This is a genomic window from Vibrio sp. 11-4(1), from assembly GCF_013048625.1.
Lineage (GTDB): Bacteria > Pseudomonadota > Gammaproteobacteria > Enterobacterales > Vibrionaceae > Vibrio > Vibrio diabolicus.
Map to the genome: position 1 here is coordinate 1 of NZ_VHSY01000005.1, position 12,418 is coordinate 12,418.

The following is a 12,418-nucleotide window of genomic DNA, read 5'->3' on the forward strand; positions in this document are numbered from 1 at the left end:
CAAAGAGCAACAAAAAACGGAAAAAGAACAACAACAAGAAGAGAAACAACCAGAGCAACAGCAACAAGAAGCAGAACAGAAACATCAACAAGAACAAAAACAGGAAGAGAAACAGCAACAGCAACAGCAACAGCAACAGCAACAGCAACAGCAACAGCAACAGCAACAGCAACAGCAACAGCAACAGCAACAGCAACAGCAACAAAAGTCTCAAAACGGTGAAAGGGAAGAGCAAGGACAACAGTCACAAAATCAGCAAGAATCTGAAAATAAAACAGAAAAGCAAAAAACAGAGCAACATCGACCGAAACGAGGTGAAAAGCAGGCTCATGAACAAGGTGAACCAATGCAGGCTCAAGTGCAGCCAAAAAACACGCATCGGGATGATCCTGAATTCCGTCGTCTAGAAGCAGTCGAAAGCGCTCGCGATCCAAGCTTTTTGATTCGTGCACAAATGCAGCTTCAAGCTCAACAAAAACAACCTCCACAACAATCTCAAAAGGAGTGGTAAGCCCGTGATGAACAAAGGCGTACAACTGATCTTTATTCTTGTGGCCAGCCTATTATCCAGCTTCTCGGTGATGGCACAGACGCTTCAAGCAAGCGTCAATAAAACACAAGTTGCTAAGAATGAAGTGATCAACCTCAGAATCATGGCAGATACTGAGCTCAGCTCAGATGCAATTGACTTTAATGTACTTGAGAACGACTTTTTCTTGGGTCAACCTCGTTATGGGCGCTCCAGCAATAACATTAACGGAAGAAAATCTGTACGTACTGAGTGGAGTATCTCGATTGCGCCGATGAAAGAAGGTGTTCTGACTATTCCGAGCTTTTCCGCAGATGGTATGAGAACGGAGCCAATAAAGCTTCGTGTCACCGCAAGCCAAGCTGAACCCAATCTCGATGACCTATTTAGCTTTAATATCAGTGTCGACAACAGCACGCTGTACCCTCAACAATCTGCGACATTACGTATGCAGCTTTTGATCAAAGCAGATACCCGCCGTCTTGATAACCCACAAATTGTGCCTCCACAGATTGAAGGCATGAAGCTTGAAGCGATTGGTGGCTTACAGCAGGGACAAAAGATCTTAAATGGATTAGAAGTAGCGGTCATTGAACAGTCGTTTCGCTTAACGGCGAATCAGCCGGGTATTTACACCTTGATAGGTCCTAGACTGACAGGCTCTTACATTTATGGCGACAGCTTGACGGGCTCTACCAAGATCATGCCAATCAACACCAAAGCTGAGCAAATGCCTATCGAGGTAAAACCAATTCCAAGCGAATTTGAAGGGGAATGGCTTCCAGCTTCAGCGTTAGAAATGACGCAGAGCTGGCAAGACGATCAAGGTAATCCTCTGTCGGTTAATGCGCTCAACACTGTCAAACAGGGCTCTTCACTCACTCGAACCATTCAAATTAAAGCTCGCGGAACACAAGCCGAATACCTTCCACGAGTAAGTATTGATTATCCAAGTTCGCTGCGGGTCTACCCAGAACAGCCTCAATTCGACAGCGCGAGAGATGGCACCGTTATCATGACAGTGAAGCAAGTCATTATCCCCACTGAGGCTGGGTCATATACCTTGCCGGGATACCATTTGAACTGGTGGGACAGCCAAAATGATGAAGCGAAAAAAGCGACGTTACCAGAGCTACAATTAGAAATAGAGCAAAGTGACACCGGGCTTATCACGTTGCCGGAATCGCCTCTGCCAACACCACCTGAGTCAGCCATCAGTCCCGAACCAAACGGTGGAGTGAGCAGTCTCTGGAAAACCCTGACCTTTGTTTTCGCTGGGCTTTGGGTGGCGACGTTAGGAATCGCGATTTGGGCATGGAAGAAGCGTCCTATGACGGCGAGTAAAACGGTTTCGAATACCGAGCAACCTCTTTGCGTTGATGCGTTGAAAAAAGTCATCAATGAAGGGGACGCTGCTAAAATTGAACGCTCAGTAAACGAGTATCTAAATACTCACCGAGACAGATTAAGCCCTGGTGATGCGCAAGCCGTAAAACAAGAACTTGATGCTATGAACCAAGCGCGTTTTAGTGCCAATCAACAACCTTGGCGTCCAGACTCGCTACTGGCAAAAATTCAAAACCTTAGCAAAGCAAACGTAACGAAAACCGACCACCAGCTAGAAAAACTATAAAGCAAAATGGCAGCTCACGAGAGCTGCCATTTTTCTTGTGCGACCAAACACACTTTAACAGTTTTATCTAAAAATCAACCAAACTGTCTCAGTAACTTTGATGTTATGAGCATCACTTATTCAACAAAAGCTTGATGCTCGTACTCATATCGCCTTACGCAATTTCGACCATGGCTCTTCGCTTGATAGAGAGCCTTATCCGACAACTGGTAAAGATGGTCGAAATTAAAGTCTTTGCCTTTCGTTTTGTAGCAAGAATAACCGACTGACACAGTGAGCAAGTCCCCTTCTGGATTGTGTTGGTGTTTGATGCCTTCATCTTCAATGCATTGACGAATACGTTCCGCTCTCTGCTTTACCGCCTCTTGATCAGAGCCGATCATTAGTAACACAAACTCTTCTCCACCAATGCGACAGAAAACCTCGTCTTCACCTTTGGTATGATGATCCAAGATATGACCCACGCGCATTAGTGCGATATCCCCTTCGAGATGGCCATAGTGATTGTTAAACAAGCCAAAGTGATCAATATCAATCAGGATAAGACCAAAGGACATCGCTTCCTCACACTCTAGCGCGCAATATTTCTGCATCACATGTTCTAACATACGGCGATTGCCAAGACGTGTCAGAGGGTCAAGTTTAGAAAGTACCTCAAGCTGTCGGTTGGCTTCTTCCAACTCTTTGGTTCGGTTCTGTACTTCTAACTCCAGGTTTTCGTTTAATCCGCGAATCGCCTCTTGCGCTTGAGTGCGCTGCAAAACCTCCGCTAGACTGGAAGCGAACATACGAATCACTTCACGTAGCTGAGAAGTCAGCGGCGCGCGCGTCAATAAGTTATCAACGGCAATAAAGGCGATGGGCCCGCTGCTATTCGAAGTCAAAACCGTCATCGCAGCCCAGCCAAAGCCGACAATATTACAGTCATGATAAATAGGAACGGATTCCTCAAATGCAACTTCACTAGGTACGGCGCGAGCTAAATTGATCAACGAAAAGTCTTGTGTCTCACCAAAGAAATAAGACTCATCCACCACATTGCCTTGAATGTCAGTCCCCCAAGTACCTTGCATGTATGAGCAGTTTTCATCGGTCAAAAACACCGCCATCCGATCAATACCAAGATTTTTGATGGCAAAAGTGACGGCCGATTTACATACATCACTGACGGTTGTACAGCGTGATAGCTCAACCATGCTTGAATGCAACATACGCACGTTCTGCTCTTGGCGCTTTCGAATGTAAATTTGTGAGAAAAGGGAGCCAAACGAGTCCAACATCTGTTTTTGATACGCTGTTATCGGCTTGCGATGAATAAAGTTATCAAGCGCGAACCAACCAAATGGCTCATTGCCATCACGTAGAATCAACATCGCGTTCCACCCCTGCCCAACCACTTTACCAGCTGTGTATATCGGCGCATCTTCCACGATCACTAGGTTGCTCTCAAGGCTTGACAGCGCAGCGATGTATTCTTCGCTCAGTTGGTGTAAATCGTATTGCGTGTGAAACTCATCAATGGTGATGCCTGATTCATCCGTGCCGTACGTTCCACTGAAACTACGCTTTTTCATGTCCAAAAGCATCAGTGTGGAGCGATCAAACCCCAACCGTTGACGTAGCGCTTCGACGGCTTTGTAATACAAATCTTTTAAGGAATCAGGGTTGGAGATCTCGAGAGCAACTTGCTGAACTAACTTCATGTTCTCGATAAAGCGCTCGCGTTGGTTAATTTCATCGACATATTGCGCTTCACGAATGTCTCTGTGTCTCATCTCTTGCGACGCATTTTTCTCGGCGCGAATGCACTGCCAACGCACCGCTGCAAGCTGCATTGCATCATAGCTTTCTTCATAGATATTGTGTGCCGTGCGAGCATGAACAGACTGAATCAGTAGGTAGGTGCGTTTGATAGGCGTGTTATCGAGCATCATTATGTAACTATCTCCACCTAAATCTTGGGTGTGATTCCAGTTACAAGTATTGATCGCCAGAGGAATGATGCTTTCAGAAGTGTCAAACTGACTCGCCCACTCCCAGAAGCTGTCAGGATAGCTTTGGATTGGGTAAAGCTCCCCGCGAGAGAAACTCACAGAATAACGGGGATTGATTGAAGGATCTTCAAAAATGGCTAAGGCTTGAGGGGAGAACAAACTCTCTAAATGATCAAATATCGCCTCCGCTAATAACCGATGATCCCTCGTTGAAGACACTTTTCTTGTAAAACTTCTTAAACTCACCCTACCAACCTAATCTACTTTTTTATTCTCGATAAAAAACTACTTAGGCCATCATATGCAATCAATACAATCAAATTTGAGCTGTTAAGTCATTCGCAAAATTATCAGACTTAGTTTCACATTCGAGAGCTCTTCAGCACTTTTATAACCGTATTTCACATAAGTTACATGTTCTATAAAAAAGGGGGATATTTGTGCTTCCTTGCAAGAATTATTGGTATAGGTTGGTGTTATAAATCCGCAGCTTGAAAAGAAAAAGGCCCCTCAAAAAGAGGGGCAAAGTTACCATCGCTTATAGTTATTTAGTTATGCTTGTAAATATGGCGAATTAACCGAAATCACCATTTACGTAGCCTTGAGTACGGTCATCTTGAGGGTTACTGAAGATCACTTGAGTATCGTTATGCTCAACCAGTTCACCCATTAGGAAGAACGCAGTACGGTCAGAGATACGACGCGCCTGTTGCATTGAGTGAGTCACGATAACGATGGTGTAGTTCTTCTTCAGCTCTTCCATCAATTCTTCGATTTTATGTGTCGCAATTGGGTCAAGTGCCGAAGTTGGTTCATCCATCAGAATCACATCCGGTTCCATCGCGATCGTACGTGCGATACAAAGACGCTGTTGCTGACCACCCGATAGACCAAATGCGTGTGACTTCAGACGATCTTTCACTTCGTCCCAAAGTGCTGCGCCGCGTAGTGAACGCTCTACCACTTCGTCAATGTGTTTCTTGTCTTTGATACCTTGAGCACGTAGGCCGTAAGCCACGTTTTCGTAGATGCTCATCGGGAATGGGTTTGGCTTCTGGAACACCATGCCAACCTTGATGCGAAGATCCGCGACATCAATGTTGCCGTAAATGTCTTCGCCGTCCATCGCCAATTTACCCGTAATTTTCACGCCTTCTATTAGGTCGTTCATGCGGTTCAAACAACGTAGAAGCGTTGATTTACCACAACCTGACGGGCCGATAAGTGCCGTTACTTGGCGAACTGGAATTGGTAGGTTGATCGATTTCAGTGCTTGGTTTTCACCGTAGAATAAGTCTAGGTTTTCAATATCAAATTTGTTCATTTTCTTAATCTCTTAAATCTTGAATTCGTGTCTTTTAACGTGCGTTCTTAATTAGTGTTGTTAGTAAGTTGCGGTGTTAAAACGTCTAGCAATCAGTTTCGTTACCATGTTGATCAGAAGAACAACCACGATAAGCACTGTTGCGGTACCGTAAGCCTGATTCCATTCTTCAACGGTAAACAGTTCGGTAGTCAGTTTGTATAGGTGAACGGTTAATGTACGACCGGAGTCCAACAGAGAATCTGGAATACGAGCAACCATGCCTGCTGTCAGAAATACAGGAGCAGACTCACCAATGACACGACCAATACTTAGAATGACCGAGGTTAAGATACCTGGCATTGCGCTCGGAAGAATCAAACGCCAGATAGTGTAAATTTTTGAAGCGCCAAGGCCGTAAGAGCCTTCACGATACGTTTGAGGCACTGCCATCAGTGCTTCTTCCGTAGTACGGATGATCACTGGCAGAATAAGAATACTTAGAGTCAGTGCCCCCGACAGAATAGAGAAGCCCAGACCAAGAATTGCCACGAAGAACGTCATACCGAATAGACCGAAGATGATCGACGGGATACCCGCCAACGACTCAGTACAGAATCGGATAATTTTTACCAATCGGCTACCGACTTTCGCGTATTCGGTTAAGTAGATTGCCGTCATGATACCCAGTGGCGCCGCTACCGCGATGGATGCGATAACCATGTAGATGGTCGAGACGATCATCGGGAAGATACCGTGCTCTTCACCAGTACGTGTGTAGTTATCAGTAATGAAGTTCCAATCTACGTGTTGTAGACCATTTGATAGGATGTACCAGATAATCCAGAACAAAAAGCCTACCGTTAGTGCAGCCGAAATCCAAACCAAAGCGTTAAAGACGTTATCTTTGAACTGGCGAGCTTGTTTTAGTTTTGCGCGATCCATAATAGTCACCTTTAACGAGCGATTACTTCGCTTTTTCTCGGTTTAGGTAAAGAAGTACAGCGTTCAACGACATGATGAAGACCAGAAGTACAACACCAGTGGCGTAAAGAGCGTTGGCGTGAATACCACTTGCGTAAGACATTTCAATCGCGATGTTTGCGGTTAGCGTACGTGCCGAATCTAGGATGCCTTCTGGCATAGCAGGTGCATTACCCATCACCATGATGATCGCCATTGTCTCACCTAGAGCACGGCCAATACCCAAAATCACACCCGTCATGATGCCTGAACGAGCCGCTGGAACGAGCAATTTGAAGATTGTGTAGATTTTCGAAGCGCCAAGTGCCAAAGAGCCTTCTTTGTATGCGCGAGGCACAGCTCGAATAGATGTTTCAGATACCGTGATTACGGTCGGTAGAATCATCACACCAAGCACGATGATACCTGCCAAAATCGTGTTACCCGCAGGGACATTAAAGATGTTTTGAATCAGCGGTACGATGATGACCAAACCAAAGAAACCATAAACCACAGACGGGATACCTGCCAAAAGCTCAACTGCAGGACGAATAATATCCGCAAGACGCTTTGGTGCGATTTCGGCAATGAAGATAGCCGTCAGCACACCAATTGGCACACCGACGATTACCGCACCTGCCGTCGATACAATAGAAGCAACAATCATTGTCGCAACACCGTAAAGTGCAGGCGGCAGCCAGTTTTGTCCAAGAACGATGCCCGATACACCAGCTTCTTGGAATGCCGGGATACTTTCTCGAACAATAAAGTAAGCAATAACGGCTAATGAGACGATGCCGATAACGGCACTGGTTAGGAACAAGCCGTGGAAGATACGCTCTTTCCAGTCTACGCGACGTTTCTCGCGCAGGCCGGGCTTGCTGATAGCTTTAGCGTCAGTATTCATAAGCTTTTCACTATTTGTTGCGATGGTCATTTAAAAAATCTCACGGTTCTGGGCGTTTTGCCGGTGAACACTATGGATAGAAAAGGCTCAGCCCGAAATGGTGGGCTGAGCAAACTTAAGAGTCCCGATAGAATTAGTTAACTGAGATGTAACCGTTTTGGTCAACTAGCTTTTGCGCATCTTCAGTTAGCATCCAGTCTAGGAATTTTTGCGTTTCAGCTGATGGCTTGCCTTCTTTGTAAAGCACAAGGAATGGACGAGCTACTTTGTAAGAACCGTTTTTCACGTTAGCTACCGTTGCATCAACGCCGTCGATTGCTAGAGCATTAACAGTGTTGTCTACAGTACCAAGAGAAATGTAGCCGATTGCGTATGGGTTAGATGCAACCATTGTTTTTAGTGCGCCGTTACCGTTTGCAACTTGAGCACGTTGAGAGATAGCTGATACCTTCTTACCAGAAATCTTCATTTTAAGAGACATGATGTCTTCAAATGCGCCACGAGTACCTGAAGCCGTGTCACGAGTAATTGCTACGATTGGCTTGTCTGCACCACCGACTTCTTTCCAGTTTGATACTTCGCCTTTGTAGATTGCAGTCACTTGCTCTGCTGTTAGGCCAGGCAGTTTGTTTTGTGGGTTAACAACCACTGCGATACCATCACGAGCAACCACTTCTTCGATTAGTGTTGATTCTTTTTCAGAGTCTTTTAGATTACGAGAAGACATACCAAGGTCTGCTGAACCATTTTTTGCTGCTTTAACACCAGCTGAAGAACCAGGGCCTTGAACTTCGATAAATACGTTAGGGTTCTTCTTCATGTACGTTTCAGAGAAAACTTCCATCAGTGGAGTTACGCTGCTAGAACCCACTGCAGAGATAGTTTCTTTAGCAGAAACAGGAGTCACTGCCATTGCGCCTAGAAGTGCGATTGCACCGATTACTGTCTTTTTCATCACAATTTCCTTAAGTGGCTTTATTGCCGTTGTGTTTCACTTGAACGGTGCTCACTTTAGAATTTGAATATGACAGTTGTGTTTCACTTAGTTGAACCCTCTATGACACGTTGTCATTTCTGTATATTAATTCCGCGACTGATCCCTCTACTGTTTTTAGCTTAGCGCTTTTATAAATTGCCGCGCGTTCAAAATGATAACTCCATCGATTTTGGTACATTTCATAACAATTGGATATGAGTAAGTCATTGATTTGACGAATGTGGCAATTAAAATCGAGATGCTTATTTATAAAAAAGATAATAATCAAACCGATAGAGGGTCAATCATGCGTCAATTTCTTAGTACGCTTTCTATTAAACTTCAGGTCTTTTTGCCTGTTCTATTCACCGTTGTATTACTCGTCATTGGATTGAGCGTCGGAATCGGCAAGCTCGACCAAGCATTCAATAAGGTTTCCACTTCCACCAACAAGCTGATCATTCATAAAGAGGAACTCAGCGCCATCGTAGACAACACCTACGCCATGCGCATCAAAGCCATTTACAGTCTATTTAGAGCCGAAGATGTCCAATCTCTCAACCAAGAACTGTCTGAACGACAAAACAAAAACCGCGATTTTCTGAATTCCATCGATAACCTCCCAGGCGTTCAAACCGAAGTGAATGCAATGCGCAAAGCCATGGATCACTATGTTGATTTCACGCGCGTCACCATGACACCTCTGCTCACCACCAAGCACTCTTCTGGCTACACCACATCCGATTTCAATCAAAAGTACGAATCTGCGATGGCAGAATACCGATTGGCTGGCGAAGCGATGATCAACGCCATCGACAACCTGTCTAAGCAATTGAATCAAATCGTCACCGATGAAGTCGAAACGAATGGCGAACAGCATTCAACCACGCTCACTTACAGCGCGGTCACGCTTGCAGTTATCTTGAGTGCCGCTTCGCTTATTAGTTGGATACTAGCCAGCTATATCGTTGCACCGATTCGTAACCTTCAAGGAACCATGCAAGAAGTCGCGAAAGGAAATCTATTGGTTAAAGCCGAAGCCATCGGAAAAAACGAAGTGTCGCAACTGGCTCAGGATGTAAACCAAACCATCGACAAACTGCGTGAAACCGTGAGTGCATTAGTTCGAATTAGTGAGGATGTGGCATCAGCATCGACCGAGTTAGCGACTGTTATGACTCAAAGCAGCGTTAACTCAGATCAAGAAAAGCAAGAAGTTGAGCAAGTGGCTTCGGCAATCAACCAACTAGAATCGACCGCAGCTGAAGTGTCGACCAATGCACAAGAAGCCGATAGCGCATCAAATCAAGCAAGCATGCTTACCTCACAAAGTCTGAACATGTTTGAGGAAAGCACTCGCGCAAGCGAAAAAATGGCAGAACAACTCAACGAAGCCGCAGCCGTCGTGACATCGCTGAAAGATCAATCAGAACACATTGGTCGCGTGATCGAAGTGATTGAAGGCATTTCTGAGCAAACCAATTTGCTTGCACTGAATGCAGCGATCGAGGCTGCACGAGCGGGCGAAAGTGGCCGAGGCTTTGCGGTAGTCGCCGATGAAGTACGTATGTTAGCGGCGCGAACTCAGGAATCGACGAAAGAGATCCAAACCATCATCGAAGAGCTTCAGCAGCAATCTGGTCACGCGAATGAAAGCATGCACTCTAGCTTAGCCATGTTGTCAGACAACCAAGCTCTGGCACAAGAAGTTAGCCAATCACTTGCTAATATCAGTAATGCTATCTCCGCTCTGAACTCAATCAACACGCAAGTGGCGACCGCATCAGAAGAGCAGAAACAGGTCACGGCCGATATCAACAACAACTTAACGAACATCTATGAACTAGTGAGCCAGAACGTGACTGGCATTACGCAGTCCGCCTCTGCCGCTCAAGAGCTTTCAGACTTAGCGGAAAACCAAAAGCACCAACTTAAGCAGTTCCAAGTTTAAACATTCTGCTCAACACGATAAGTGCCAAAGGTTAGAAAAGAAAAAAGCTCCGCACTGGCGGAGCTTTTTATAAAGGCAAAGCTATCAATCTTTATTAACGTAATAAGTATTATTCATCTGTCACTAACAAGAGAGAGCTTTTGAAACTTGAGTCTAATGGATCTCTATTGAAAACCTCACCATTAGTCGTATCAAGAGTAGCAACATGCTTACCGTCACCATTAGGTGTGTTACTCCAGATATTACGTCCTAAAATATCGTCCTTGTCTGTCAGTGTATAACCGCTCGCAAAGCCTGTACCATTCATCGCTGGGCTATAGCAAGCTTGCTCCGTTAACGATACCAACTCTTTAATGTTTGCTAGTCGCCAATTCTTTTTGCCAGCAAAGTTGTGTAGAGGGTGGTTACCGGACGGATTACGAATTTGTTGGGCCGTAGACAGCGCGAATTGCCATGACATCGTAGCTCGCGTTCCGGTGCATTCTTCGTTTGCTGCATTCCATGTCATACCGACTGGACAGCGCATCCATGTAAGACCTGTTTTTAAGTCAGTTACAGTTCCCTTATCTGAATAAGTGTAACGTGTATTAGGTGCTGTTTTAGCAAACTCAGTCGAACACTCTTGTGCTGCCATTGCTACTTGAGAAGCCAACACAAGAGATAGCGCGGTCATTAGTTTCTTCATCTTATTGTCCCTTAACTGCTACTAGACGGATTGGGAATTGGTAGGAATCATAGGCATCTTCACTTGTACTGCTTGAGCGAATCTCAACGAATGAAGTAGCCCCTCTATCTGCGCCCCGAGAGACAATTGCGGGGAAATAAATCTCACCATCCATGAGCTGTGATGATGTTTCCGTAAACCTAAAACCATCATGCCAAAACGCACCTTTTTCTAAATAAGGGCTGCCTAAAGTTTGCTGTGGGAAGTATTTGACATTAAAACCATACACATTGTTCGGTTCATATTCTGTGCTCGGCGCAAATAGTGTCTTTTCACCGAAATCTAGTAAGTCATAAGTTTCACGGTAAGTAGGCAGGCGCCAACCAGTGATTCCACATAACGATTGTTTGTTTATGTACTCAACGTATTGGCTCGTAGTACAAATTTCATCGCCCACCTCTTTACAGCCCGCAAGATCTACATCTTTGCTAAATGGCTTAAATGTTTCAGACTCAAACGCAAATAGGCGGTCTTTAAATTGAATAGAGCTAGCATCCGCACTCTTGTTTTCCCAAACAAGACCAGTACGCTCATCCAAAGTGCAAGCCCACTCAGTGGCATCTGCAGCTAAAGCAGCGCCTTGTGAATCTAGCTTAACGAACTTAAAACCCGCGCCTGTCGACGTTTGCTTGTCCTGTTTGTCGAAGCCATATTCCGCATCTTGACCAGGGTAAGAAGCTTGAACCTCTGCAACGTCTGCAGCGCCATCAGCAAAGTGAAGAATGGCACCCGTATCGTTACTACCAACCGTTTGTTCAGCAACCGCTGCAATTTCTTCAGCAAATGCACTCACTTCCGCTTCAGACAGAAGATCAGAGGCTAGCGATTTACCTTGGAAGCTAAGACTTTGAGCAAGCAGCGCTACGCCTTTGGTCATTTGTTGTGGTTGCATCGCAGCTAATAGCGCAACCGTGTTTTGCTCTAGCTTGTCTAGCTCGCTGGCTTCTGCGTTAGACATTACCGTACCAGATAGAGAAACGCCGGCATCCGTGAGTTGCGCTTTAACAATATCTTCAGCTTGAGCAACGGTTTTACCGTCAACCACAAGACCTGCGAGCAATGTTGTTACACCATTTACTGTGTTACCCGTTGCTAAGTTTTGGCCTGGAGCCGCAAGACGCAACGTTTGGTTTGAGCCTTGATCAACTTGAGCAAGAATCGTGCTAGTCAAAATGTTCTTGTCGCTTGACGTAAGGGAGAACTTACCAGCATTATCCGTTTTAGCACTCGGTTCAGTAGTATCACAAACGTAGTTCTGGTTTAAATCGATACATACTGGCGTATCAAGAAGTGTACCTGTAGAAACGATGGTGCCAGCTACATTATAGGTCGGTGTTGACGTGTCACCACCAGAACCACCGCCACAACCAGCTAGGGCTAGTGACATAGCAACGAAAGAATATTGAAACTTCATAAATTTTGTCTTCTTTAGATTTTA

9 protein-coding genes and 1 pseudogene are annotated in these 12,418 nt (G+C 45.2%); 3 read left to right on the forward strand and 7 right to left on the reverse strand.

Features of this window, described 5'->3' with window-relative positions:
• Both FKN16_RS11025 and FKN16_RS11030 read left to right on the forward strand, forming a co-directional pair.
• A pseudogene (locus FKN16_RS11025) lies at nt 1-511 on the forward strand (hypothetical protein); the annotation flags it as partial.
• A gap of 4 nt (nt 512-515) precedes the next feature.
• Nucleotides 516-2,162, forward strand: a complete 1,647-nt coding sequence (locus tag FKN16_RS11030) for a BatD family protein (protein ID WP_170902694.1) — start codon at nt 516-518, stop codon at nt 2,160-2,162.
• Between the two features lie 116 nt (nt 2,163-2,278).
• On the opposite strand, the gene FKN16_RS11035 is transcribed toward FKN16_RS11030, so the two are convergent.
• From FKN16_RS11035 to FKN16_RS11055, 5 genes are all read right to left on the reverse strand, one after another.
• Nucleotides 2,279-4,402, reverse strand: coding sequence for a GGDEF domain-containing protein (locus FKN16_RS11035; RefSeq protein WP_170902695.1), 2,124 nt, complete (start codon nt 4,400-4,402; stop codon nt 2,279-2,281).
• Nucleotides 4,403-4,730: 328 nt separating this feature from the next.
• Nucleotides 4,731-5,480 (reverse strand): phosphate ABC transporter ATP-binding protein PstB, encoded by a 750-nt coding sequence (gene pstB, locus FKN16_RS11040; protein WP_005397884.1) that lies wholly within the window; start codon nt 5,478-5,480, stop codon nt 4,731-4,733.
• Between the two features lie 60 nt (nt 5,481-5,540).
• The gene (gene pstA, locus FKN16_RS11045; RefSeq protein WP_005397882.1) at nt 5,541-6,404 is read right to left on the reverse strand and encodes a phosphate ABC transporter permease PstA; all 864 of its coding nucleotides are present in this window, start codon (nt 6,402-6,404) and stop codon (nt 5,541-5,543) included.
• Nucleotides 6,405-6,426: 22 nt separating this feature from the next.
• The gene (pstC, locus tag FKN16_RS11050) at nt 6,427-7,359 is read right to left on the reverse strand and encodes a phosphate ABC transporter permease subunit PstC (protein WP_006741921.1); all 933 of its coding nucleotides are present in this window, start codon (nt 7,357-7,359) and stop codon (nt 6,427-6,429) included.
• 103 nt (nt 7,360-7,462) lie between these two features.
• Entirely contained in the window at nt 7,463-8,284 is an 822-nt protein-coding gene (locus FKN16_RS11055; RefSeq protein ID WP_006741922.1) for a phosphate ABC transporter substrate-binding protein, read from the reverse strand.
• Between the two features lie 328 nt (nt 8,285-8,612).
• Here FKN16_RS11055 and FKN16_RS11060 point away from each other — a divergent pair, with 328 nt between their 5' ends.
• On the forward strand, nt 8,613-10,256 hold the full coding sequence (locus FKN16_RS11060) for a methyl-accepting chemotaxis protein (protein ID WP_170902696.1): 1,644 nt from the start codon (nt 8,613-8,615) through the stop codon (nt 10,254-10,256).
• A 109-nt stretch (nt 10,257-10,365) separates the two neighbouring features.
• Here FKN16_RS11060 and FKN16_RS11065 read toward each other — a convergent pair whose 3' ends face one another.
• Together FKN16_RS11065 and FKN16_RS11070 are read right to left on the reverse strand one after the other, a co-directional pair.
• Nucleotides 10,366-10,941: a DUF1566 domain-containing protein gene (locus tag FKN16_RS11065; RefSeq protein WP_053808314.1), complete on the reverse strand. Its 576-nt coding sequence runs from the start codon at nt 10,939-10,941 to the stop codon at nt 10,366-10,368.
• 1 nt (nt 10,942) lies between these two features.
• The gene (locus FKN16_RS11070) at nt 10,943-12,394 is read right to left on the reverse strand and encodes a DUF1566 domain-containing protein (protein ID WP_170902697.1); all 1,452 of its coding nucleotides are present in this window, start codon (nt 12,392-12,394) and stop codon (nt 10,943-10,945) included.
• Between the last annotated feature and the right edge of the window lie 24 nt (nt 12,395-12,418).